Annotated in this window: 15 protein-coding genes; 10 read left to right on the top strand and 5 right to left on the bottom strand. The window is 65.4% G+C overall.

Annotation, left to right across the window (positions count from 1 at the left end; all coding sequences use genetic code 11):
* Nucleotides 1-219: 219 nt before the first annotated feature.
* Nucleotides 220-3303 carry an FG-GAP-like repeat-containing protein gene (locus tag KUW17_RS19910; protein WP_222482056.1) on the bottom strand — a complete coding sequence of 1028 codons (3084 nt, stop codon included), beginning with the start codon at nt 3301-3303 and terminating at the stop codon, nt 220-222.
* A gap of 64 nt (nt 3304-3367) precedes the next feature.
* Between KUW17_RS19910 and KUW17_RS19905 the strand changes: the two genes are divergently transcribed.
* Both KUW17_RS19905 and KUW17_RS19900 read left to right on the top strand, forming a co-directional pair.
* A complete protein-coding gene (locus tag KUW17_RS19905) occupies nt 3368-4276 on the top strand; it encodes a hypothetical protein (RefSeq protein ID WP_222482055.1) in 909 nt (302 codons plus the stop codon).
* A gap of 35 nt (nt 4277-4311) precedes the next feature.
* Nucleotides 4312-4935 carry a sulfotransferase family 2 domain-containing protein gene (locus KUW17_RS19900; protein WP_315899411.1) on the top strand — a complete coding sequence of 208 codons (624 nt, stop codon included), beginning with the start codon at nt 4312-4314 and terminating at the stop codon, nt 4933-4935.
* 37 nt (nt 4936-4972) lie between these two features.
* On the opposite strand, the gene KUW17_RS19895 is transcribed toward KUW17_RS19900, so the two are convergent.
* The 3 genes from KUW17_RS19895 to KUW17_RS19885 form a co-directional block, all read right to left on the bottom strand.
* Nucleotides 4973-6232: a hypothetical protein gene (locus tag KUW17_RS19895; protein WP_222482053.1), complete on the bottom strand. Its 1260-nt coding sequence runs from the start codon at nt 6230-6232 to the stop codon at nt 4973-4975.
* A gap of 59 nt (nt 6233-6291) precedes the next feature.
* Nucleotides 6292-6705: a hypothetical protein gene (locus tag KUW17_RS19890; protein WP_222482052.1), complete on the bottom strand. Its 414-nt coding sequence runs from the start codon at nt 6703-6705 to the stop codon at nt 6292-6294.
* Nucleotides 6706-6897: 192 nt separating this feature from the next.
* The gene (locus KUW17_RS19885) at nt 6898-8016 is read right to left on the bottom strand and encodes a polysaccharide biosynthesis/export family protein (protein WP_222482051.1); all 1119 of its coding nucleotides are present in this window, start codon (nt 8014-8016) and stop codon (nt 6898-6900) included.
* An 89-nt stretch (nt 8017-8105) separates the two neighbouring features.
* Between KUW17_RS19885 and KUW17_RS19880 the strand changes: the two genes are divergently transcribed.
* The 7 genes from KUW17_RS19880 (at nt 8106) to KUW17_RS19850 (ending at nt 21207) form a co-directional block, all read left to right on the top strand.
* On the top strand, nt 8106-8972 hold the full coding sequence (locus KUW17_RS19880) for an NAD-dependent epimerase/dehydratase family protein (RefSeq protein ID WP_222482050.1): 867 nt from the start codon (nt 8106-8108) through the stop codon (nt 8970-8972).
* An 18-nt stretch (nt 8973-8990) separates the two neighbouring features.
* Nucleotides 8991-9602 carry a sugar transferase gene (locus KUW17_RS19875; protein ID WP_222482049.1) on the top strand — a complete coding sequence of 204 codons (612 nt, stop codon included), beginning with the start codon at nt 8991-8993 and terminating at the stop codon, nt 9600-9602.
* A gap of 234 nt (nt 9603-9836) precedes the next feature.
* Nucleotides 9837-11717, top strand: coding sequence for a polysaccharide biosynthesis protein (locus tag KUW17_RS19870; protein WP_222482048.1), 1881 nt, complete (start codon nt 9837-9839; stop codon nt 11715-11717).
* A 175-nt stretch (nt 11718-11892) separates the two neighbouring features.
* On the top strand, nt 11893-14109 hold the full coding sequence (locus KUW17_RS19865; RefSeq protein WP_222482047.1) for a YjbH domain-containing protein: 2217 nt from the start codon (nt 11893-11895) through the stop codon (nt 14107-14109).
* A complete protein-coding gene (locus KUW17_RS19860; RefSeq protein ID WP_261397308.1) occupies nt 14106-14795 on the top strand; it encodes a YjbF family lipoprotein in 690 nt (229 codons plus the stop codon). Before KUW17_RS19865 ends, KUW17_RS19860 begins: the two co-directional genes overlap by 4 nt.
* A gap of 175 nt (nt 14796-14970) precedes the next feature.
* Nucleotides 14971-15234 carry a hypothetical protein gene (locus tag KUW17_RS19855; protein ID WP_222482046.1) on the top strand — a complete coding sequence of 88 codons (264 nt, stop codon included), beginning with the start codon at nt 14971-14973 and terminating at the stop codon, nt 15232-15234.
* A gap of 477 nt (nt 15235-15711) precedes the next feature.
* Nucleotides 15712-21207: an Ig-like domain-containing protein gene (locus tag KUW17_RS19850; RefSeq protein ID WP_222482045.1), complete on the top strand. Its 5496-nt coding sequence runs from the start codon at nt 15712-15714 to the stop codon at nt 21205-21207.
* Nucleotides 21208-21351: 144 nt separating this feature from the next.
* Here KUW17_RS19850 and KUW17_RS19845 read toward each other — a convergent pair whose 3' ends face one another.
* On the bottom strand, nt 21352-21936 hold the full coding sequence (locus tag KUW17_RS19845) for a polysaccharide biosynthesis/export family protein (protein WP_222482044.1): 585 nt from the start codon (nt 21934-21936) through the stop codon (nt 21352-21354).
* 395 nt (nt 21937-22331) lie between these two features.
* Between KUW17_RS19845 and KUW17_RS19840 the strand changes: the two genes are divergently transcribed.
* On the top strand, nt 22332-23732 hold the full coding sequence (locus tag KUW17_RS19840) for a hypothetical protein (protein WP_222482043.1): 1401 nt from the start codon (nt 22332-22334) through the stop codon (nt 23730-23732).
* The last annotated feature ends 1203 nt before the right edge of the window (nt 23733-24935 follow it).

The following is a 24935-nucleotide window of genomic DNA, read 5'->3' as shown; positions in this document are numbered from 1 at the left end:
CTCCGCCAGCCATGGCCCTCCATGAGGCACGCTACTGCAGGCGGGAATCCGCCACAACTCTGCAATGTGAAAAAAAACAAAGTTTCATGCACTGTAGCAGCTGTGCAATTGCCCTGCGTATCAAGGCGTTAATCTATGACAACCGCACCGCATGCCCGCTGCGGAACGCTGGACGGGCGTTCGGCAATAATAAACTTAAGGTTGTATTTACTTTGGCGTCTACGGCTGCCGGGTGACCGTGTAGAGCTGCCCGGCCGGCAGCGGCCCGTCCAGGCGGGTCTCCAGGCCGTCCGGCCAGCGGATCAGGGCGCCCGCGGCGCTGTCCTGCGCGCCCAGGCCGAAATGGGCGCGCGGCGCATCGAAGCTCATGAAGCCGCCGCCAAGCTGGATCTCGCGCATCTGGCGGCTGCCGTCCCGTCCCAGCAGCGTGATGCGGGCGCCGATGCCCGCGCGGTTGCCGGCCAGATCCTGCAGCCGGAACGCCAGCCCCGGGTTCTGGGTGTTGTTGCGGAACACCATCAGCGGCCCGTTCACCGGGTGGGTCACCAGGTCCAGATCGCCGTCGCCGTCCATGTCGAACTGGGTGGCGGCGGCGGTCATCAGGTAGTCCTCCAGCCCGAACGGGCCCGAGGCCTCCTCGAAGCCGCCCTGGCCGGTGTTGCGGAAGAACAGGTTGGAGGGGGAGACCTCGTTGGGCACCCAGGTGCCGTTGACGATATAGATGTCCTGCCAGCCGTCCTGGTCGAAATCAGCCACCTTGGTGTCCCAGCTCCAGCCGCCCACATCCAGCCCGCGCTGCTCCGCGGTGTCGGTGAAACCGGCGCCTTCCGGCTCCAGCAGCACGTTGGAGCGCAGGATCTGCGGGTGGGTCAGGGCGATCTCTTCCGCCTTGGGTTGGCGCGCCGGCTTGAAATGCAGATCGCAATAGGCGCGCGGCACCGGCTGGCCCGCCGGGATCAGCGCGCACAGTGTTGCGTCGCGTTTCTGGATCGCCAGGTCCTTGATCAGCATCGCCTTGCATTCCGCCTGGTAGCGGCCGCTCAGCTGCTGGCAGCGCCCGGCATAGGCGGGATCGAAACTGTTGCCCGCCTTGTACCAGGTCTTGATCGCCATGTTCTGCCGGCAAACCGCCTTGGCCTCGGCCTCCTGGATCGCGTCGCAATAGCGGCGGAGCGGCTGCATCTTCAGCCGCTCCGACACCCCGGAGGAGCGCCCGGCGATCTGCGCCAGGTAGATGGCGGGGCGGCCCTGGTTGAACAGATCCGCCGTCTTCACCGCCATCGTGGTGGTGGTGGTATGCGGGATGACGCCCTCGGGCTGGGTCACCATGGCAAGGCCGCCCTTGCCGTCGCCGCGGTAGAAGTAGTCGGGGATGTCGAAGTCGTTGCCGACGATCAGATCCTGGGCGCCGTCGCCGTCGAAATCGGAAAACAGCACCGACAGCGTCTCGCCCGGGATGCCCGGCAGTTCGGTGAACTGCGCGCCGCTCAGCTGCCCGTCCGGGTTCCACAGCACCCGGTTGCGGGATTCCTCGCCGGGAATGCGCCGGTACCAGCCCGCCGCCCAGTTCCCCAGCGCCGCATCCAGGTAGCCGTCGCGGTTTATGTCGGCAAAGGAGAGCGCCATGGTGAGCGGCGCATCGGCGCGGTTTTGAACCGGGCGCGGCGGCTCGGCGCCGAAGCGCCCCTCCACATTGCGCCACCAGTAGTTGCCCTGCAGGTAGGTGGCCAGGAACAGGTCGCTCCAGCCGTCATTGTCGATATCGGCAATGACGGCATTGAAGACCGGCGCCCCGGCCAAGTCCCCCAGGTCCGCGGCCACCGGGGTGAACCGGCCGCTGCCGTCGTTTTCATAGAGGTAGAGGCCGGCCTCGGTGGAGGCCGCCGCAAGGTCGATGTCGCCGTCGTTGTCGATATCGCCCGAGGCCAGGCTGCGGCCTTCCCAGAAGGGGGGCCACATGTCGCGCATGGTGAACTCGACCGGCTTGGCGATGCCGATCGTGGCGGCCTCGGCGCGGGTAAAGCCAGCGGCGGCGGCAGGCGAGGGCGGGGTGAAGGGGGCGGCGGCCACGCTGACGCGGGCCGCACCTGCGCCCGCGGTCTGCACCGGCGCTTCCAGCCCGGCGGCCTGGGCCGCGCCCCAGGGGGCGGGCGCCTGCGGTGCGCCTCCCAGCAGCTGCTCCAGCGCGCGGCGGCTCTGCCACTCATGATAGGCATGGGTGCCCAGCCCGGCGGCAAAGCCCAGGGCGCCGATGACGGCAGCCATCAGCGCCGCCGCCCTGAGCCCCAGCGCCGAGGTGATGATCATGAAGGAATAGACGGAGAAACTGCCCAGCGTGAACAGCGCCGCCATCACATAGCCATGCGCCATCCCGGCGGCGATCAGCGCCCCCGCCAGCACCACGTCGAACCCCATCGGCACCGGCAGGAACAGCGCCACCAGCGTCAGCAGCGCCAGGGCGCCTATGCCGAATCCCAGCCCGGTGACCAGATCCTGCGGGAACAGCGTGCCGGCAGCGGCGCCGAGAAACCCCGCCAGCAGCATCATCGGCACCGTCAGGCGGATGATGTACAAGAGGTTTTTGAGATAGGCCCGGGCCACGCCCATAACCGCCGCCGGCAGGCTTTCGCCCGGCGCCGCCTCGGCGGCCAGCTCGCCGGCGCTCCAGGGGGTCTGGGCCGCAGCCTCTGCCGGGGCGATCTGCACCTGCGGCAGATAGCGGCAGATCAGCGGCACCGCCGCCAGGATCACGAACAGGCTGAGCGCCAGCTTGGCCGCGGCCATGTAGAAGGGCACCAGCGAGAACAGCATCGACAGCACCACCACGTTGAGCGTGGGCGAGGCCACCATCGCCGCCAGCGCGGTCTCGGCCCGCATGCCGGAGGCATACATCCCCTTGCCGATCGGCGCGACGCAATTGGCGCAGACCCCGAGCGGCGCGCCGACCGCCAGCCCCAGCGCCGAATTGGCGAACCGGCCGCGGAAGCTGCGCGTCTGCAGGCAGGACAGCAGGGTCATGATGGCGGCGGCAAAGAGAATGCCGAAGGTCATGCCCTTCTTGTTGGTATGGATCCAGTTGAGGGTCGAATAGCCGATCCGCTCCAGCGTGCCCATCGCCGCTGTCAGCGGGTATTTGGCCTCGAAGCTCAAGGGATCCTCGAGCTGGATGGCGCCCGACATCATCGCCTTCTCGCTGAGCGCAGGATAGCGCGAGCCGGTCCAGAACAGATAGGCCAGGGCGCTGAGGATCAAGAGCGCGAGGACAAAGCGTTTTTGATGGGGCGGAGCAATCAGATTCAGCATTGTCTGGTCTTGGCTCGTAATTTAAGTGTCATGAAAATGCGAGGGCTTTCGCCGCAATTGGGGCGTGCGCGCACGCTATTCCAGCGGCTTATCCGAGGCAATGACAGATACAACTGTGAACGTGAACTACAAGGCCCAGGATCAGGCTGCGTTTGGAATACTGGTCATTGGCTACAACCGGCCGAAGCATCTGGAAGCGGTTTTGACCAGCCTGCACATGCAGGGCTATTCCAGCCTGACCCATGTCTGGATCGATGGCACACAGGGGCGCCGCGAACTTGCGGACGCGAACCGCTCTTCGGTAGAAGTTGCGCAGAGGTTTCCGGTAAAGGAAGTTCTGGCGCTCAAAGGGCACCTGGGTATCGAAAAACTGATGCTAGATGCACTTGCGGATATGAGTGCTGCCTACCGCAATGTGCTGGTCCTGGAAGATGATTGCTTTCCAGTGCGGGGCGGTGTGGACTTGTTCCGGACGTCGCTCGACGAGGTGGCCGGGCGCCCGGACGTCTATTCCGTCTATGGCCATCATTTCGGCAGCGAACCGGCGGACAGCCGGGATTTCACCCGCTTCCAAGGCTGGGGCTGGGCAGCCTGCAGCACGCAGATCCGCAAAATTCTGCCGGAACTGGCCCGGCTGTATATGCTGCCGGAACCGCACTATCTGGCCCATGTCGCCGCGCATATGACACCGGACATTCGCGCCCGCCTGGACCGGACGCCGCCGCGCAACGTGTTGGGGGTTTTGCAATCTTTTTATTCTTGGGACTCCGCGACTGCCTTCGTGACTGCGCAGCGCGGTCTGCTGCATGTGCGCACCGCCGAGGTCGCCATCCGGAATACCGGTATTCACGCGCAATCTGGTCATTTCCATCCGGGGGCTCCGCATTTGCGCAAGCCGCCTTTTAGCATGATCACCGTCGAAGAGGCTTGGGATTATTTCGACGCTGCCGGGCAGGATACGGGAGTGAGCTGATGATATCGGCTAAGTATAAATTCATCTACATCCATGTGCCCAAAACCGGCGGCACTACCATTCAGGATGTGCTGCTGCCCTTCAGTGATGATGGGAAATACTTGCTGCCGTTTCAGGACGGCATTGACAGTTTTGAGGTGAAAGGGCCGGTTACGCCCGGTAAACACGCAACCTTGCAGGATTATTACGATCTGCTGGGCGGGGATCTGGATAGCTACCGGGTGGTGGTGTCCGTGCGGCATCCGCTGAACCGGGCGGTGTCGGGATATTTTTCGCCGCACAAGTGGGCTGTCCGGCAGCAGGACGGCTCTTGGCAGGTTCAAGATCCATTCTGGGAAGAGGCGCGGTTCGAGGATCTTCTGAACATGCCCAACCACATGCCGGCAACCGATTATCTGCGCGTTAACGGCGCGATCCGCCGTCCCGATATTATTATCCGTCACGAGCGGTTCCTGACGGATTTCCAGGCCTGCCTCGATCATCTTGGCGTGCCCGGGGGGAGCGGCCACACTATACCGCAGCGCAACGCTTCGGCAGCGAAGTCCGGGCTGTTCCGGGCGGTGCAGCAGCGGCCCGAGGTGCATGAGAGGGTGGAGCGTAAATACGCGGCAGATCTGGAGTATTTTGGCTATCCGCCCTGCGCGGCCCTGTTCGCCTGAACACGGCGGGGGCCGGCGCCCCCCGCCGCCGGAAGTTTTATCCCCCAAGCTCCGCGAGCCGGTTTTCCAGCTGCGCAATCATATCCTCCTGGCCCAGAGTATAAAGCGTCAGCTCTTCAATTTTCTCCAGCAACGCCATCTGCATCTCAGTCATGTTGAGACCGGATTGGGCGATCTCGCCGGCCGAAGGGATCTTGGGCAGGTGGCCGTTTTCCTGGATGAAAGCTTTGACATCCTGCAGCGGCATCAGCACGTAATTCTCCTCGAATACGTAATCGGGCACGTTCAGCTGTGTGCCTCCGGCATAGAAACTGCCCAGGATGCTGAGGTTGCCAGCCCTGTCCAGGGTCAGCTCAGCCGAGTTTCCGTTGGAATCGGCGTCATTGATCAGAAAACTGCTGTCGGAGGCCGCATTCTCGTTGACCATCGCCCAGCGGACATTGCTGTTGGTATTCTGAAATACCAGGGACACACCGCCGTTATTGCGCAGCTCCATCAGCCGGCGGATGCCGGCAGTCGCAGCGGTATCTTCAACCAGAAGGGCGGGGGTGGAACTGGTGCCATCTGACGTGCGGAAATGCGCAAAGGCAGACGAGGCGCCGCCATCTGTGGCATCCACCAGCAATGCGGCGGCGGTCCCGCCGACCACATGCAGCTGGGCATCCGGGCTGCTGGTTGCCATGCCGACATCGCTGTCAGTATCAATGTAGATCGAGTTGTCATCTGCGCCGGGGCGGATCTTGAACGGCAGCTCGCTGCCGTTGGTCACGTCGCGGATGAAGAAGTTGGTCTCGTTGCCGGCGATGTCCCAGGTCTGGGAGGTGAAGCCGGAGGAGCCGTCCTGCTCCAGCCGCAGCGCCGGGGAGTTGCCCTGTTTCACATGCAGGTCGACAACCGGCGAGGAGGTGCCGAAGCCGACATAGCCGGTGGATTTGACATAGACCGCATTGTTGCCCGCACCGGCCTCGACCAGGAAAGGTGTCGAGCTGCCGTCGACATCGTCGATGGAAAAATAATTGCCGCCGCCGTTGTCCGAGCTGTTCGCGGTCAGCTGCCAGTCATTGGTGGGGAAGCTGGCGGAGTTCGAGGTGTCCTGGAATTTGATCCGGGTGTTGTTTTCCTTCAGCCGGATTGTGTCGAAGCCGAAGCTTTCGCCATTGACGCAATCATTGCCGACACAGAGGCTGAAGGTTGCGATCACATCGTCGTTGAACACCTGGTCTGCCTGCGCAGCACCTGCGGCCAGGGCCAGAAGGCTGGCGCCTGCGGCCAGGATCCGTTGGGGTTTGCGGCTCATGTCAAATTCCTTTTCTTGCAATCAGGGCGGCCGGCGGGCCGCGGAAGTCTGTTCGGGGATCAGTCTTCGGTGAGGATGTCCGGGGTGATGATGGCGCCGCGCGACACCGTGAAGGATCCGGTCATGGTGAAGGATTTGGCTTTGGACGCGGCGGGTTCGCCGCGGCCGTTGTCGGCCGGGTTGACGATCTCTTCCCGCTCGCTGGTGGCAGCGCTCAGCTCATAGCGGTAGGTGCCGTCCTGCACCGCGCCGCGCTCCAGCTCATAGACCGGGGTGCCGGAGGCCGCCTGGATCGAGGTGATCCGGCCGTTGGGGGCCACCACCACCAGGGTGGCATTGCTGAGCCCGATCCAGTTCTCGAACCAGATCGCATTGGAATTGTGCTGCTGCACCGGGTCCGTTTCCAGCGCCGCTGCCGCGCTGGCCAGGCCGAGGCCGAGGCAAAACCCGAAAGCCCGGAATGTCATCCGCATGGCGTGTCTCCCGTCGTGCATTTATCTTCAGAAACTGCTCTACCGCCGGGCCGTATGGCCTGTCCCGGCGGAAATACGCTCATTTCGAGCAGTATTACCCGACGTAATAGTAAAATGTTAAGGGTTTTATTGATTTTGCAGCATTTTTCACGCTTGCGGCCAGGGCGCCGCAAGCAGGCAGGCGCAACGCTCTTATTCGATCACCCCGGCGCGGCTGAAGACGCCGAAGAAATTGCCGAAGATGTTGGAGACGGTCAGCACGTCGTTGACCGGCGATTCGGTGGCCATCACCAGATCGCCCGGGTTGATCTGGAACTGGCGAGCCGAGAACAGCCCGTCGGCGGAGGTGAGATCAAGCGAGAACACCACCCGCTGCTGGCGCGGGCCGCGCACCCCGGGCGCCACCGCGCTTGCCGGGTATTCGCGCAGGATCAGGAGGCCCTTGGGATCGGCCTTGCCGTCCTGGAAGCCGCCCGCGACGGACATCGCGTCCATCGCCGACATCTCGTCCTTGGAGAAGATGTGCAGGTCTTCCTCGCCGGTGGCGCCGAAGGAGAGGAAATAGCGCTCGTCCTCCTCGACGAACACCCGGTCGCCGCCGCGCAGAAGGGTGTCGAGCGCCGGGTTGTTCAGCAGGTTGTCGACCGAGGTGCCGTAGATCGACTGGCCGCGCACCAGCCGGATCTGCGGGTTGTTGAGATTGGCGCTGATGCCGCCGCCCGCGGAGATCAGCCCCATCACCGTGTAGTTGCGGTCGGGCATCGGATAGGTGCCGGGTTGGGCGACGCCGGAGACCAGGTCCACCGAATTGCCGCGCCCCTCGGCCATGGCCAGCTGCACCTGCGCCGATGGCACCACCGGCTCCAGCGCTTCCTGCAGCCTGGCCCGCGCCAGGTCCGGGGTCAGCCCGTTAACGTTCACGTCACCCACATAGGGCATGAAGATGGTGCCGTTGGCGGCCACTTTCATGTCCTGCAGCTGCACCATTTTCTGCTCGGCGGAGGTCAGCAGCGAATTGTCGTTGCTGTCCCAGATGCTGAGGGACAGGAGGTCGCCGGGCTGGATGATCTGGGTCTTGGCGCCCTGGTGGGCGTGCAGCCAGTTCAAGCGCTCCTGCTTGCCGGTGGGCGGCCAGGCCGCCACCGCGGGCAGCAAGGCCCGGTTCACCTTGTAGAGCGCGAAATTGGCGTCCGCCTCACCCGATTCCCTCAGAATCTCTTCGCTGGCCGGGGCGCCGCCGGGCAGGCGGGAACAAGCCGCGGGCAGAAGGATCAGGCCGGCAGCCGCCAGCCAGGGAAGGAATTTCAGCATGAAGAGCCTGTTGTGGAACCGCTTTGATTTTTTTCTGCCGGAAGGATACTGGGCTGAGCCAGAGGGTTCAACAGAAACGGGCCGCAGGCATGAGGATTCCCGCCGTATTGGTTCTGGGCGCAACAGGGCGCATCGGGCGGCTGCTGCAGCTGGCGCCGCCGGGCGGCATGGCGCTGCGGCTGCAGGCGCGCCGGGCGCCGCAGCTGCCCGGCCTCCCGGCCGGGGACTGGCATGTGTTCGATCCGCTGGCGGAACCGGCCGCGCTGGCCCGCGCCGCGGCGGGCGCGGAGGCCATTCTCTGCCTGGCCGGGCCGGTGCCCGGGCCGGGGCAGGAGGAGGCAGGCATGCAGGACCACATCCGCCTCGGCGAAGCGGCGCTGCGCGCGGGCGCGGCAGCGGGCGCGCGGGTGCTGCTGGCCTCCTCGGCTGCGGTCTATGGCGCCCAGGGCGGGCTTTTGTCCGAGGAAGCGCCCTTGCAGCCCGCCAATGCCTATGGCGCGGCCAAGGCGGAAATGGAGGCCAGCGCCGCGGCGCTGGCGCCTGAGCTGGGGGTGCAGGCCTGCGCCTTGCGGATCGGCAATATCGCCGGCTTCGACGCCGCCCTGGGCGGCTGGCGCCCGGGCTTTGCCCTCGACCGGTTTGCCGATGGCCGCAGCCCGCGGCGCAGCTACATCGGCCTGCGCAGCCTGGCGCGGGTGCTGGCGGCGCTCGTGCAGGCGCCGGATCTGCCCGCGGCCCTCAACGTGGCGCAGCCCGGGGCGGTGGAGATGGCGGCACTGCTGCAGGCGGCCGGGCGCCGGTTCAGCTGGCAGCCCGCCCCGCCCGCGGCGATCCCGGAGGTGGTGCTGGACACGGCCCGGCTGCAGGCGCTGCTGCCGGTGCCGCTGGCGGCGGCGGACCCGGCGCAGATGGCGGCCGAATGGGCCGCATCAGAGCCTGATTTCGCAGGCAGATAAGCGGAAGGATCCCACGCTATGACCTGGCGCAAACGGCTGTTCGACCTGTTCTTTGCCACCCTGCTGATTGCGGTGCTGGGCCCCGTGCTGCTGCTCCTGCTCGGCTGGCTCCTGTGGAAGGAGGGGCGGCCCCTGTTCTATGTGGCAGAGCGGATGAAGGCGCCCGGCCGACCGTTTAATCTCTGGAAGCTCAGGACCATGACGGTGGTGGAAACGGACACCGGGGTCTCGGGCGGCGACAAGGCGGCCCGCATCACCAGGACCGGCGCCTGGCTGCGCTCCAAGCGGCTGGATGAGTTCCCGCAGCTGTGGAACATCCTCAAGGGCGATCTCTCCTTTGTCGGGCCGCGGCCGCCGCTCCGGCAGTATGTCGAGGCGCATCCGGAGCTTTATGCCCGGGTGCTGAAATCGCGCCCCGGCGTCACCGGGCTCGCCTCGATCACCTATCACAAGCATGAGGCGGCGCTCCTGGCGCGCTGCGGCACGTTTGCGGAAACCGATGCGGTTTATTCCCGCCTCTGCGTGCCGATGAAGGCGCGGCTGGACCTGATCTACCAGCGCCATCAAAGCATGTGCTTTGATTTCGACATCGTGTTCCAGACCATCGGCAACCTCTTCCGCCGCCGGTAGGCGCGGGGGCCACAGTGCGGCGGGTTTCCGCCGCTGCCGGTTTTGCGGCGCGGCGGAAACCCGGTATGATAGAATTTCCGGCCAAATGGCCGCGCCGCGGATTTGGCAGCGGAGTCCGGTGCTTGGCCGCATGTTCGTGTTTACTTTTTTCTGCTATCCGGCAACTGCAGGGCTGCCGGGACAGGCACGCAGAAACCAACAGGGAAAAATACCCGGGCACAGGGGCAGACAGGCATGTACAATCTGATCAGCGCGCTTTCGCGCAAGCAGAAATCCTACGTCTTCCTGGCCGTGGATCTGGCGCTGCTGCCGCTGGCGCTGCTGTTCACCCTCGAGGTGCAGCCGCTGCCGGACCCGGCGCTCGCCACCCTGGTTTCGCTGCTGCCGCTGCTGCCCTATGTGCTGGCCGCCGCCGCGCTGCTGGCGCTGTGGCTGGGGCTGCCGCGGGTGCAGCTCAACGCCTACGAGCGCCATGCCGCGGCGCAGAGCGCGGTGCTGGCGGGCGGCAGCGCGCTGGTGCTGTCGCTGCTGGCCCGCTTCTTCGGCCCGGCGCTTGGGCCGGGAACCTATGTCGCCTTTGCGATCTTCTATTTCCTGGCCATGGCAGGCGCGCGCGCGGTGATGCTGCAGCTGGTGCTGATGGTCTACCGCCGCGCCAATCCGCGCTGCCGGGTGCTGATCTACGGGGCCGGCAATACCGGCACCCAGCTGGCGCAGGCGCTGAAGGCGCACAGCGGTATCGACCCCATCGCCTTTGCCGATGACAACTCCTCGCTGCAGGGGATGACGCTGGTCGGGCTGCCGGTCTACGCGCCCTCGCGGATCGCCGAAATCGTCGAAACCCGGCAGATCCGCCGGGTGCTCTTGGCGATGCCGTCGCAGAGCCAGCCGCGCCAGGCGCAGATCATCCAGCGGCTGCAGAAGCTGGGGCTGGAGGTGCAGGCGCTGCCCTCCTTTGCCCAGCTCATCGGCGAGGAGGCGCTGGTCGACAAGCTGACGCCGGTGGCGCCGCAGGCCTTCCTGGGCCGCGACGCCTGCACCGTGCCGCTGCAGGAAGCCGCCGGCTCCTACCGCGGCAAGGCGGTGCTGGTGTCCGGCGCCGGCGGCTCGATCGGCTCGGAACTGTGCCGCCAGGTGCTGGCCTGCCGCCCCGCCAGGCTGGTGCTGTTCGAGCTTTCGGAACTGGCGCTCTACACGGTGCATCAGGAACTGGGGCCGGTGGCCGCGGAGGCGGGCATCGAGCTGGTGCCGGTGCTGGGCACAATCACCGACCCGCGCCAGGTGCGGATGGTGCTGAATGCCCATCAGGTGCAGGTGGTGCTGCATGCCGCCGCCTATAAACATGTGCCGCTGGTCGAGGCGAACCCGCTGCCGGGCCTCGCCAACAACGTCTTCGGCACCCAGATCCTGGCCCGCGCCGCGGCCCGGGCGGGGGTGGAGCGCTTCATCCTGATTTCCTCCGACAAGGCGGTGAACCCGGCCAATGTGATGGGCGCCTCCAAGCGGATGGCGGAGCTCATCGTGCAGGACCTGGCGACCCGCTTCGGCACCCGCACCGTGTTCACCATGGTGCGGTTCGGCAATGTGCTGGGCTCCTCCGGCTCTGTGGTGCCGCTGTTTCAGGAGCAGATCAGCCGCGGCGGCCCTGTCACGGTGACCGACCCGAATGTGAAACGCTTCTTCATGACCATCAGCGAAGCGGTGCAGCTGGTGCTGCAGGCGGGCGACATGGCCCAGGGCGGCGAGGTCTTCGTGCTCGACATGGGGGCGCCGGTGCCGATCCTGCAGCTGGCCCGCCAGGTGATCGAAAGCGGCGGCCACTCGGTGCGCGATGCGGACAACCCGGACGGCGATATCTCCATCGAGATCATCGGGCTGCGCCCCGGCGAGAAGATGGAGGAGGAGCTGACCCTCAGCGAAGAGCTGATCCATACCCGCCATCCGAAGATCTTCTGCGCCCGCGAGACCGTGCTGTCGGAGATCGAGGTGGCGGGCTTCCTGCGCAGCCTGCGCCAGGCGGTGGCGGCCGGCGACGAGGCGGCGGCGCTGCAGGTGGTGCGGCACTGGGTCGAGGGCTATGGCCAGGCCGCGGAGGCCGGGCGTATAAGCTCCTGATCCGGCTGCGGGCGGCTGCAGGTGCGGCACCGGGGCTGCAATCCCCGCAAAACCGCTGCCGCCGGGCCTGCGGGCAATTGATCCGGCCCGCCGCCATGGTCTAAGCAGGGCGGCAGATAACAGCGCCCGGGCAACGGCACCCGGCGGCAGGCAGTACCAGAAGGCAGGCTTTCCCGTGATCCCGATCAAATCCCTCGTGCGCAGGACCGCCCCGGCGGCGGCGCTGTGCCTGGCAGCCCTGCCGGGCCAGGCGCTGGACCCCGGGGCCGCCCGCGCAGAGGAGGGGGCCGCGCCCGGCACCGCTGCTGCCGCGCCGCGGCTGAAACCGCTGCCGCCCCCCAGCCTCAACTTCTATGGCAGCCCCGGCCTCATCGACATGCCAAGCGCGGAGATGCTGCCGGACGGCCAGTACGCGGTCAGCTATTCCTGGTTTGCCGGCCAGAGCCGCTACAACCTCACCTTCCAGGCGCTGCCCTGGCTGTCGGCCAGCTTCCGCTACAACGGCATTCAGAACCTGAACCTGTTCGGCTTCGACACCTATTACGACCGCGGCTTCGACGTGCGCGCCCGGCTCTGGCGCGAGCGGGGCTGGCTGCCCGAGGTCACCATGGGGCTGCAGGATTTTGCCGGCACCGGCATCTATGCGGCGGAATATTTCGTCGCCACCAAACGGTTCGAGGGCCAGGCCTTGGGCTGGGGCCGCGGCCCCGGGCGGCTGAAGCTCACAGGCGGCTTCGGCTGGGGGCGGCTCGGCAGCAATGGCGGCATCGCCACCACCGGCGGCCCGCGCCCGGCCTTCGCCGCCGGCGACACCGGCGGCGAGCTGTCCACGGATCAGTGGTTCCGCGGCACGGTTTCCCCCTTTGCAGGCTTTGAGTGGCAGCCGGATGAGCGCTGGAGCTTCAAGGCGGAATATTCCACCGATGCCTATGTGATCGAAACCCGCGACTCGGATGTGTTCGAGCATAAGTCCGCCGCCAACTTCGGGGTGGAATACCAGTATTCCGACCGGGTCCGCCTCGGCGGCTATTATCTCTACGGCTCGGAGATCGGCCTCACCGCGCAGATCCAGCTCAACCCGAAACACCCGCCCACCCCGCTGGCGGTGCCGGCGCCGCACCCGGTTGTGCCGCGGAGCCAATGGGCCACCGAACAGGCGCACTGGACCCGGGACTGGGCCGCAAGCGCCAGCCGCAAGCGCCAGATCCGCGACCTGGCGGCAGAGGCGTTGAAGGCGGACGGGCTGGTGCTGGAGGCGATCACCCTGGCCGGCACAGAAGCCGAGCTGCGCTACCGCAACCTGCGCTACCGCTCTGAATCGCAGGCCGCAGGCCGCGCCGCCCGCGCCCTGGCGCAGACAATGCCGCCCTCGGTGGAGACCTTCCGCCTGGTGCCGGTGCGCGGCGGCACCGGCCTAGCGGCGGTCGAGATCCGCCGCTCCGACCTGGAGGCGCTGGAGTTCGATCCGGATGCCGCCGATGCGCTGCTGGCCACGGCCGGAATCAGAGACGCAGGCCCGCTGCCGCAGGAGGCGATCTTCTCGGATGAATTGTACCCGGCCTTTGCGACCTCGGTCAGCCCCTACACCCAGCCGGCCTATTTCGACCCGGACCAGCCGTTCCGCCTCGATGCCGGGGTCGATTTCGCCGCCTCCTATGCGCCTGCGCCCGGCTGGCGCATCGCCGGCGCCCTCCGCCAGCGGATCTGGGGTAATGTGGAGGGCGGCCGCGCCTCCAACTCGGTGCTGCCGCATGTGCGCACCGACCAGTCGGAATATGCCCAATACGGCACCACCCTGGAAAACCTCTATGTCAGCCGCCTGTGGAAGCCGGGCAGCAATCTCTATGCCCGCGCCACCGCCGGCCTGTTTGAGAGCATGTACGGCGGCGTCTCCGGCGAGGTGCTGTGGAAGCCGGTGAACAGCCGCCTCGGCCTCGGGCTGGAAGCCAACTACGTGGTGCAGCGCGATTTCAACCAGCGGTTTTCCTTCCGCGATTACCGGACCTTCACCGGCCATGCCTCGGCCTATTACGAGCTGGACCGGGGCTACCAGCTGCAGCTGGATGCCGGGCGCTACCTGGCCGGCGATTACGGCGGCACCGTCAGTCTGAACCGCGAGTTCGACAACGGCTTCCTGGTCGGCGCCTTCTTCACCCTCACCGATGTCTCGGCCGAGGACTTCGGCGAAGGCTCCTTTGACAAGGGCTTCCGCTTCCGCATCCCGGTGGACTGGCTCCTGGGCAAGCCGTCGCGCTCCAGCTTCGGCCTGACCATCCGCCCGACCCAGCGCGACGGCGGCCAGAAGGTGACGGTGCCGGGCCGGCTTTACGCGCCGGTGCGCGCGGCCCACCGCAGGAGCCTGGAAGAACAGCGTGCGAGGTTCTGGGAATGAGCATGATCCGTGCCGCCGCCGCCGTCCTGGCTGCCGCCCTGCTGCTGGGGGGATGCGCTCGCGGCCCCGACGAGGCGCCGGCTGAGCTGGCGGTGCTGCAGGCCGTCGGCGAGCAATTCAGCCGCCGCCGCGCCGCGCCGCAGCCCCCCGCAACGCTGACCCGGGCGCTCCTGGACCAGCAGCCCCAGGACTATATCGAGGTCACCATCGAGAACCGCGATGCCAAGGCCTATCTGAGCCAGACGCTCAGCCGCCGCGACAGCCATCCCGGGCAGATCGAAGTCTGGCGCACCCAGGACAATGTCTCTGTCGCCCTGCGCCAGGGCATGCTGATCGCCACCCGCGGCCTCGGCGGCGGCCTCTTGTCGGCGCAGGTGCCTGCGGCGGAAGGCGTTGGCGGCCCTGCCCGCGGCGGCGCCCGCCGCTATGCGCTGCGCGCCGAAGGCAACGGCCAGACCATCGTGAACATGGCCTGCAGCCTGCAGGACCTGGGCCCGGCGCCGGTGGAGATCGTCGGAATCACCCATCCCGCCCGGCATCTGCAGGAGCACTGCGAGGGCGGCGGCGGGGCAGTGGTCAACGATTACTGGGTCGATTCCCGCCCGGGGCGCACCTTGGTGTGGCAGTCGCGGCAATGGGCAGGCGCTGAAATCGGATATGTGCGGATCCGCCAGCTGCGGCGCTGACTCTGGCCCTGACCTTGGTCCCGGCACCAGCAGCATTGTTGCAACGGACGGAAAAAATCCGTGCTGCAAACCGGATTTCAAGAGTTTTGCAGCTATTCTCCACGTTGAAATGAAAACCCGCCTCCCCTAAGGTCCAATCAACGGCCTGTTCCACAGTTCTCCGAAGGAGTTTGAAATGAAGAATCTTCTGACCGCCCTTACCTTGGCAGCCCTGGCGTCCGCCACCGCCGTTTCGGCGCAGCAGCAGACCCCCGCCCCGGCACCGGGTGCCGGCGCAGGCGCCGGCGGTGCAGGTGCTGGCGGCGCAGGTGCCGCAAACGGCTTTGCCCTGGGCGGCTTGAGCGCGGGTGCCACTGCAGGCATCGTGGCCGGCGTGGTTGCGATCGGCGTGATTGCCAACGACGACGACAACGCAACCAGCACCACCACCAACAATTGATCTGACCGCCCTCCGGGGCACTGGCATGATTTCAGGGAAACGGGCCTCTAGGGGCCCGTTTTCCATGTCCGCCGCCACTACGGAAGAACCTGCGCCCGCCTGCCGCGGCCCGCACCGGAGCCCGGCAGAGACCGCTTCTGAAAACATATCCTCCTGTTCAGGCAAGGGCGCGCCAGCGGATCCCCCCGCCCGGCGGCAAGCCGCCTTGGAGTTGGAAAACGTACGGAACTGACGGGATGGACGTGCCCCGCAGCTTCCGGGCAATTTCCGGGCTCGGGGCGTCAGGCAACTCCGCGGATGCCCAACCGGACGGCCTGCAAACGCCTCCCCAACTTGGCAGAACGGGCTAAAATTGATAGTGTTGGTACAGGGCCTTGTGGCTATGCGGCGGTATTGGTTGGCGCGCCGCGTGCCTTGCTTTCTAGCGACCCAGAGTTAGCTGACTGTGTGCTTGTTGTGTATCGCTTGGAGGGCCCGATGACCTTTCAGTCTGACGATTTCTCGTTGGGAGCGCTGGATCCGCTTGTCTGGAGCTTCGCCGCGCCCCCGGGCGCCACGGTGACTTCGGACACCGCCGGGCAGGAAGCCTTCGTCAGGCTGGAGACGCCCCCGGGCGACTTCGATCCCTATGACACCAACAACGGCGCGCGCATTGTTCAGGCGGCGGCGGACGAGGATTTCCAAATCATCACGCGCTGGCTGACCTCACCCAGCGAGAAGTTCCAGGGGCAGGGCTTCCTGGTGGAACAGGATGCCGGCACCTGGCTCCGCTTTGATGTGTACTCAAACGGCTCCAAGCTGTTTGCCTATGGCGCGGTGACAACCGATGGCGATACCCGCACCAAGTTCAAAGTCAGCCTGGGCACCACCGAAATGCCCTACATGCGGCTGACCCGGACGGGGGATGAGTGGACCTTCGAGCTGTCCGCCGACGGCAGCAACTGGACGGTGTCGCGCAGCTTCACCGAAGCGATCACGGTGACCGCCGTGGGGCTGATGTCGAGCAGCAGCGGCGGCGCGCCGGGCTACATCGCCGAGGCCGATTATTTTGAGAACACCGCAGCACCGATTGTGAATGAGGACGACGGGGTCAGCGGCAACACCGCGCCGACGGCTAGCGACGACAGCGCCGCCGCGGACCATGACACCGCCGTCGTGCTGGATGTGCTGGCCAATGACAGCGACGCAGACGGCGACCCGCTCACCGTCACTGCGGTCACCGCGCCGTCCAACGGGACGGCGGTGATCAATGCCGACAACACCATCACCTACACCCCGGATGCGGGTTTCACCGGCGCCGACAGCTTCACCTACACGATCAGCGACGGCACCGACAGCGACACCGCAACCGCAACCGTGACGGTCGCCAACCCGCCGTCCCAGGAGATCGTCTCTGACGATTTCTCGTTGGGAGCGCTGGATCCGCTTGTCTGGAGCTTCGCCGCGCCTCCGGGCGCCACGGTGACTTCGGACACCGCCGGGGAGGAAGCCTTCGTCAGGCTGGAGACGCCCCCGGGCGACTTCGATCCCTATGACACCAACAACGGCGCGCGCATTGTCCAGGCGGCGGCGGACGAGGATTTCCAGATCATCACGCGCTGGCTGACCTCGCCGGACGCGCAGTACCAGGGGCAGGGCTTCCTGGTGGAACAGAATGCCGGCACCTGGCTCCGCTTTGATGTGTATTCGAACGGCTCCAAGCTGTTTGCCTACGGCGGCGCGACGACCGATGGCGATACCCGCACCAAGTTCAACGTCAGCCTGGGCACCACCGAAATGCCCTACATGCGGCTGACCCGGACGGGGGATGAGTGGACCTTCGAGCTGTCCGCCGACGGCAGCAACTGGACGGTGTCGCGCAGCTTCACCGAAGCGATCACGGTGACTGCCGTGGGGTTGATGTCGAGCAGCAGCGGCGGCGCGCCGGGCTACATCGCCGAGGCCGATTATTTTGAGAACACCGCAGCGCCGTTTGTCACTGAAGACGGGGGCAGCACCAACACCGCGCCGGCAGCCAGCGACGACAGCGCCGCCGCGGACCAGGACACGGCTGTTGTGCTGGACGTGCTGGCCAACGACAGCGACGCGGACGGCGACCCGCTCACCGTCACCGCGGTCACCGCGCCGTCCAACGGAACGGCGGTGATCAATGCCGACAACACCATCACCTACACCCCGGATGCGGGCTTCACCGGCGCCGACAGCTTCACCTACACGGTCAGCGACGGCACCGACAGCGACACCGCAACCGCAACCGTGACGGTCAGCCCGCCGGGCAACACCGCGCCGACAGCCAGCGACGACAGCGCCGCCGCAGCCCATGACACCGCCGTCGTGCTGGACGTGCTGGCCAATGACAGCGACGCAGACGGCGACCCGCTCACCGTCACCGCAGTCACCGCGCCGTCCAACGGAACGGCGGTGATCAATGCCGACAACACCATCACCTACACGCCGGATGCGGGCTTCACCGGCGCCGACAGCTTCACCTACACGGTCAGCGACGGCACCGACAGCGACACCGCAACCGCAACCGTGACGGTCGCCAGCCCGCCGTCCCAGGAGATCGTCTCTGACGATTTCTCGTCTGGCGCGCTGGATCCGCTTGTCTGGAGCTTCATCGCGCCCCCGGGCGCCACGGTGGCTTCGGACACCGCCGGGCAGGAAGCCTTCATCCGGCTGGAGACGCCCCCGGGCGACTTCAACCCCTATGACACCAACAACGGCGCGCGCATTGTCCAGGCGGCGGCGGATGAGGATTTCCAGCTCGTCACGCGCTGGCTGACCTCGCCGGACGCGCAGTACCAGGGGCAGGGCTTCCTGGTCGAACAGAATGCCGGCACCTGGCTCCGCTTTGATGTGTATTCGAACGGCTCCGGGCTGTTTGCCTACGGCGGTGCGACGACCGATGGCGATACCCTCACCAAGTTCAACGTCAGCCTGGGCACCACCGAAATGCCCTACATGCGGCTGACCCGGACGGGGGATCAGTGGACCTTCGAGCTGTCCGCCGACGGCAGCAACTGGACGGTGTCGCGCAGCTTCACCGAAGCGATCACGGTGACCGCCGTGGGGCTGATGTCGAACAGCAGCGGCGGCGCGCCGGGCTACATCGCCGAGGCCGACTACTTTGAGAACACCGCAGCGCCGATTGTGAATGAGGACGACGGGGTCAGCGGCAACACCGCGCCGGCTGCCAGCGACGACAGCGCCGCCGCGGACCAGGACACCGCCGTCGTGCTGGACGTGCTGGCCAATGACAGCGACGCGGACGGCGACCCGCTCACCGTCACCGCGGTCACCGCGCCGTCCAACGGGACGGCGGTGATCAATGCCGACAACACCATCACCTACACCCCGGATGCGGGCTTCACCGGCGCTGACAGCTTCACCTACACGGTCAGCGACGGCACCGACAGCGACACCGCAACCGCAACCGTGACGGTCAGCCCGCCGGGCAACACCGCGCCGGCGGCCAGCGACGACAGCGCCGCCACGGACCAGGACACCGCCGTCGTGCTGGACGTGCTGGCCAATGACAGCGATGCGGACGGCGACCCGCTCACCGTCACCGCGGTCACCGCGCCGTCCAACGGAACGGCGGTGATCAACGCGGACAACACCATCACCTACACGCCGGATGCGGGCTTCACCGGCGCTGACAGCTTCACCTACACGGTCAGCGACGGCACCGACAGCGACACCGCAACCGCAACCGTGACGGTCGCCAGCCCGCCGTCCCAGGAGATCGTCTCTGACGATTTCTCGTCTGGCGCGCTGGATCCGCTTGTCTGGAGCTTCATCGCGCCCCCGGGCGCCACGGTGGCTTCGGACACCGCCGGGCAGGAAGCCTTCATCCGGCTGGAGACGCCCCCGGGCGACTTCAACCCCTATGACACCAACAACGGCGCGCGCATTGTCCAGGCGGCGGCGGACGAGGATTTCCAGCTCGTCACGCGCTGGCTGACCTCGCCGGACGCGCAGTACCAGGGGCAGGGCTTCCTGGTCGAACAGAATGCCGGCACCTGGCTCCGCTTTGATGTGTATTCGAACGGCTCCGGGCTGTTTGCCTACGGCGGTGCGACGACCGATGGCGATACCCTCACCAAGTTCAACGTCAGCCTGGGCATCACCGAAATGCCCTACATGCGGCTGACCCGGACGGGGGATCAGTGGACCTTCGAGCTGTCCGCCGACGGCAGCAACTGGACGGTGTCGCGCAGCTTCACCGAAGCGATCACGGTGACCGCCGTGGGGCTGATGTCGAACAGCAGCGGCGGCGCGCCGGGCTACATCGCCGAGGCCGACTACTTTGAGAACACCGCAGCGCCGATTGTGAATGAGGACGACGGGGTCAGCGGCAACACCGCGCCGGTTGCCAGCGACGACAGCGCCGCCGCGGACCAGGACACCGCCGTCGTGCTGGACGTGCTGGCCAACGACAGCGATGCGGACGGCGACCCGCTCACCGTCACCGCGGTCACCGCGCCGTCCAACGGGACGGCGGTGATCAATGCCGACAGCACCATCACCTACACCCCGGATGCGGGCTTCACCGGCGCCGACAGCTTCACCTACACGATCAGCGACGGCACCGACAGCGACACCGCAACCGCAACCATCAATGTCGGCAGCCCAATCTACGTTTGGTACGGAAATACGCAGACTTTCGGGCTTCCTGGAGAAGCACAGCGCTGGGTCAACGTCCTCGGGAATGTCGTCGCCACCAATCTCACCTCGTTGAGCTACACACTCAATGGCGGCGCCGAACGCACCCTTGAAACCGGCCCGGATACAAGGCGCCTTGCCGAAGAGGGCGATTTCAACATCGATATCGACTTTGCCGAACTCGATGGCAGCGCCGCGGACGATCAGATTTCGATCATCGCGCGCTATGATGACGGGTCGGCCCATACCCAGGACGTGACGATCGAATACCAGAGCGGCAGCAGCTGGGCGGCGGATTACTCAATCGACTGGAGCACCGTCACCAATGTCCAGGATGTTGTGCAGGTCGTAGACGGGCACTGGGTGCTGACCGGTGACGGCCTCCGGGTCGCGGAACCCGGCTATGACCGTTTCGTGGTTCTGGGCGACGACAGCTGGGACTACTATGAGGTCAACCTGTCCTTCACCGGGCACGATCTGTATTCCGTGGATCCCCGCGGGCGTGACGGCGGCACCTTCGGCTTCGGCTCGTGGTGGGAGGGGCATACGGATGATCCGCTGTCCGGCTGGCAGCCGAAATCCGGATACGACCCGTCAGAATGGCTGTTCTATTATAACGGCGACCCGAATGGGCGGTTCCGGTTCTTCAACGATGGCGGCAATTACCCGGTCAAGCTGGAAGAAGACACGGAATACAATTTCACGATCCGGGTGGAGCAGGCCAATGTCATAGACCGGCTGTACAGCGTGAAAGTGTGGGAAGCAGGCACTGCGGAGCCGGTGGACTGGCTGTTCCAGCGCGTCATTGCATCGGACGCGCCGATTACCAGCGGTTTTGCATTGCTAAGCCATTATTACGATGTGACGTTCCATGACATAGATGTCACCGAGATCGGCGGCAGCGACATTGTGAAAGGCACCGGCACCAGCGACGTTCTGTCGGCGGTCGATACAGGATCGGCAACCCCGGGGCAGAGCGAACTTGATATCTTTGTTGGCAATGGCGGCGGGGACCTGTTCCTGATGGGGGACGACACCTTCGTCTACTACGATGACGGCACGGCCGGGGCCGGTCTCGACGATTACGCCTATGTTTGGGATTTCACGGCTCAGGACCAGGTCCAGCTGCACGGCAGCGCGTCGGATTACGTTCTGTCCGAGGACGCGGCCGGATTGCCCGCCGGCACTGCGATCTGGCTGCGCGGGGCGCCGGGCAGCGAAGACGAGCTGATCGGGGTTCTGGCGGTGACTTATGGTCTTTCGCTCACCGGCGACGAGTTTGTTTTCGCCGACACGATTGCCTGATTTCCGGCTGCCGCCGGGCGTTTGGATACAGCACGTGAAGCTCTGAACAGAAGGCAGCCAAGCCCCTGCGCCCAGCAGGCCTGGCCGCAGGCAGAACACCGGAAATGGCACAAGAGATAAGGGAGGTCCTGGAAGGCCTCAGCCTTATTCAAACAAGCGCCGCTGCGGCACGACGATCACATCGCCCGGAACCAGAACCGTATTGCCGGAGAGGCCGCCGCCGTTGGTTCTGAAGTTATACAGGAAAATCTTGTCCCCGCGGCGCAGCTGGATCCGTTTGTCCGCTGCGAACCGGGTCAGCCCGCCGGCCTGCGCAATCGCCTGCAAAAGCGTGGTGCCCCGAGTTGCATCCAGCTTTCCCGGGTTGGCGATTTCGCCGGTGACGTAGATTGCCCTGGTCGCCGGAGCCGCCGAAACCGCGGCTGCCGGGCGCACGCCGACAGCGCCGACCGATACGAACACCGTGGGCGGCGAGGCAAAAGTGGAGGACAGTTTCTGTGTCAGGTCGCTCCGGACCTGATCGACTGTGCGCCCGCCGGCCGGAACGCTGCCCGCCAGCGGGAAGCTGATGGAGCCGTCCGGCAGCACGAGCGTGCTGCGGTTGAGGGTCGAATCCTCAAGAACTTCAACGTTGAGCGTATCGCCCGATTTGATCCGGTAGCTGCTTTGCGCCTGAGCTGCGGCAGTAAAAAGCAGCGCGGCAAAAATTCCTAACAGAACCCTGAACATGGCTGGTCCTCACAAGGCTTATGGCTATAGAGACAGCTTAGCGCGTGTCTTGCCTCACTGTAAGGCCTAGATTTTATTCAGAACTGCCCTAAGGCAGGGCCGTTTTTTTGCGCTTGGGCCGCGGTTTTCAGCAACGGTGCAAGACAGGTCCGGCCGCAGGCGGGCTGAAGAGCGGCGGCGCACGAAAAAAGGCGTGCAGCCTTGCCGCAGGCTCAATCGCCCCCCGATATGTTGCAATTTCAATACGGCGCAGGGCAAAGATCCTGCCAGCAGCCATATTCGCTGGCGTACCGCACGCAAGGCCATGGAATCCGTATAAGAGGATTGCAGGATCACAAGCTGCCGGCGGCCAGAGGCAACACTGGCTGCGGCGGCGGAAGCAAAGTACAAAAAAGATGACAGCAAGAGTTGGGGCAATCGTGGGACGGCATCTAATCTATCGCACCCTTTCAGCCGGCGCCTGCTTTGCGGGCTGCCTGCTGCCCGCCGCAGTTCAGGGCAATGAGACAGAAATCGCTTACGGCTTCAGCCAAAGCTTCGAGAGCAGCGACAATCTTGGTCTTGATCCGATCAGCCTTGGCAGCACGACGTTCGCCTCCACCGGCCTGACTTTCGGGCTGCTTCGCGAAACGCCGCTGGACCGGTTCGGGCTGACCGCTTCCGGAACCCTGCGCGCGGTGAACGGGCCGGGGGCGGAATCGGGGCTCGACGATCAGCGCCTTGAACTGAGCTACGACCGCGAAGGCGCGCGATCCGCGTTTGGTATCAATGCCAGCTATTTGCAGTCGGATATCGAGTTCCTGCGCCCGCTTGAGGATTTCGAGAACGACGAAGGCGAAATCGAACTGCCGTCCGATCTGGACGATCTGAACGGAACCGGCACCCGCGAGAGCTACAGAACCGGGTTCACGCTCGAGCTTGGCCAGGACGAGCCGGTCGGGGCGGCGTTCAGCGGCGAGTATCTTGCGCTGCGCTATTCCGACACAAGCAACTCCAGCCTGTCCGATAATGACCGCAGCAATCTGGATGCAGATTTGTTTCTGCGGTTCACGCCGCTGGTGACAGGCACATTGGGAGCCGCCTACCAGGTGTATGATGCCGAGGATGAGGAACAGACACGGCGGGAAACGAACACCGGGTATTTCGGCCTGAACTTCGAGGTGTCTCCGATCCTGCGCCTTGAGACACAGCTGGGCTATACCACCATCGATACGCGGGAGTTTGGCACCGTGACCCAAACCCAGGGCCCGTCAGGTTTGCTGCGGCTGGAACGGGATATGCCCAATGGGATCGTCAGTGCGGAAATCGAGCAGATCGTGACCGAGGACGGGGACATCCGCAACTTCCTGGCCGGGCGCAGCCTCGACCTGCCGAGCGGCTCTTTCGCGGTTGCGCTTGGTGTTGCGGACACTGACGCGGGCGGCTCGGATTTCATCGGCTCCCTTGACTGGAGCCAGGAGCTTGCCAGCGGCGCAATGAGCGCGCGGCTCGACCGTTCCCTGAGATTCGATGAGGAAAACGGCAACACTCTGAGAACCGCCCTGTTCTTTGACTATGCCCACGACATCAACAGTGTTTCAGCCATCGGCCTCAATGCCGGCTACACGATCAGCGATAAAACCGGCGGCAAGACCGACATCGGGGATTTCACAGTCTCTTACCGGCACGCCCTGACCAGGGACTGGGGGCTGGATCTCGGCTACCGCTACCGCCTGCGCGAGGAGCTGGAAGAGCCGCGCGCGCAATCCCATTCCGTCTTTTTCACGATGCGCCGGGACCTCGTCTTCCGCCCCTGATTGACATGGCCGGCAAGACCAGACCCCGTGCCGGAGGCGGGGGAGGGGGGTCTGCACCGGAAATGGAGTTTGCCCCTCCCCGCCGCCCCCTTGCCCTGGCAGGGAGGCTGCGGGCTTGGGGCTGGCAGCCTCCGTCATCGCGCTTGCCTGGGCGTTCTGCTGCGGAGTGCCGGGATCAATGCAATACCGGGCCGCGCCGGTCCAGACGGCCACATCAGGATGACCCGGCAGGCGACCTCTTCGCAGGGCCGCCGGGCATACCCGGATTAAGACCGGATGGCTTTCTTCCGCGGGTCCTTCGCAAAAAGTTTCCGTTCGGAGATTAGCATCGCCACTGTTGCGGCAATGAGCATGCTCAGGCAGCTGCCTCCCAGGTAAACCGCAAATGCGCCCAGAAGAGAGTGCCCCGCAATCAATGCGGCTGCTGCCGATATGGTCCCGACAAGTATGCCAAGCAGCATAATTCCCAAGATCAATGCTCCTTCTTCAGCGGAAACACCCTAGTCGAACAGGGTATGCTCGAGAGCTTAACACTCTCTTAAGGTCATTTTTTACCACTTTAGTATATTTGAAGAGGGGTGTGGAGAGCTTGATTAAACTGCAAGGCACAATTTAGGCAAGGATGCGCCTGTCCGGATACCTCGTGCGGCGGCTCCAGCGGCATTGCCATTTGTGAACAAATCCGTTTCAGCAGCCTGCCGCGCGGGACGGAGCGGCCGGGATTGCTGGCGCAGGCCCGGCTTGGCAGGCGCCGCCCAAGCCATCCGCGGTTGCAAGAAAGGCGGCAAAAATGCCCGCAGCACGGCCTGCCGTCCGCGGCCGGTTCAGCAATCCCCCGCCGCCGTTTCCCGGCGACTCGGCGGTTTCGCGCCTGATCAGGGCCTGCGCCGGGATTGCAGTTGTCCCCGGACGCACTTTCGAACAGTCATGATCCCGCCTTCGAGTTGCCTCATTCGAAGTGTACACGGGTTAATCAAGCCCGCGGTGCCAAGCTGCGCATGCGACCCCGCTGCGCAAGACAAAAGGGATCAGGCAAGGCTCGTTTCCCTGCCAACGACTGAACACTCGCAAAGCGGCTCCGAGAGGCCGTCCGCGAAAGGAACACCTATGACTGTTTACTATTCCTCCGACTTGGGCTGGGCAGCTGGTCAGAATGTTACGAGCCGGCTTGCGGACCTGGCCAGCAAGATTCTGAAGCCCGGC

This window comes from Leisingera aquaemixtae, assembly GCF_019801145.1.
Classification (GTDB): Bacteria; Pseudomonadota; Alphaproteobacteria; order Rhodobacterales; family Rhodobacteraceae; genus Leisingera; species Leisingera aquaemixtae_A.
This window is presented reverse-complemented; position numbering and strand designations above follow the sequence as displayed.

Excerpts from the sequence above, each read along its gene's own strand:
- KUW17_RS19910 (WP_222482056.1), bottom strand. The coding sequence starts at position 3,303 with ATGCTGAATCTGATTGCTCCGCCCCATCAAAAACGCTTTGTCCTCGCG.
- KUW17_RS19895 (WP_222482053.1), bottom strand. The coding sequence starts at position 6,232 with ATGAGCCGCAAACCCCAACGGATCCTGGCCGCAGGCGCCAGCCTTCTG.
- KUW17_RS19890 (WP_222482052.1), bottom strand. The coding sequence starts at position 6,705 with ATGCGGATGACATTCCGGGCTTTCGGGTTTTGCCTCGGCCTCGGCCTG.
- KUW17_RS19885 (WP_222482051.1), bottom strand. The coding sequence starts at position 8,016 with ATGCTGAAATTCCTTCCCTGGCTGGCGGCTGCCGGCCTGATCCTTCTG.
- KUW17_RS19880 (WP_222482050.1), top strand. The coding sequence starts at position 8,106 with ATGAGGATTCCCGCCGTATTGGTTCTGGGCGCAACAGGGCGCATCGGG.
- KUW17_RS19875 (WP_222482049.1), top strand. The coding sequence starts at position 8,991 with ATGACCTGGCGCAAACGGCTGTTCGACCTGTTCTTTGCCACCCTGCTG.
- KUW17_RS19870 (WP_222482048.1), top strand. The coding sequence starts at position 9,837 with ATGTACAATCTGATCAGCGCGCTTTCGCGCAAGCAGAAATCCTACGTC.
- KUW17_RS19860 (WP_261397308.1), top strand. The coding sequence starts at position 14,106 with ATGAGCATGATCCGTGCCGCCGCCGCCGTCCTGGCTGCCGCCCTGCTG.
- KUW17_RS19855 (WP_222482046.1), top strand. The coding sequence starts at position 14,971 with ATGAAGAATCTTCTGACCGCCCTTACCTTGGCAGCCCTGGCGTCCGCC.
- KUW17_RS19850 (WP_222482045.1), top strand. The coding sequence starts at position 15,712 with ATGACCTTTCAGTCTGACGATTTCTCGTTGGGAGCGCTGGATCCGCTT.
- KUW17_RS19845 (WP_222482044.1), bottom strand. The coding sequence starts at position 21,936 with ATGTTCAGGGTTCTGTTAGGAATTTTTGCCGCGCTGCTTTTTACTGCC.
- KUW17_RS19840 (WP_222482043.1), top strand. The coding sequence starts at position 22,332 with ATGACAGCAAGAGTTGGGGCAATCGTGGGACGGCATCTAATCTATCGC.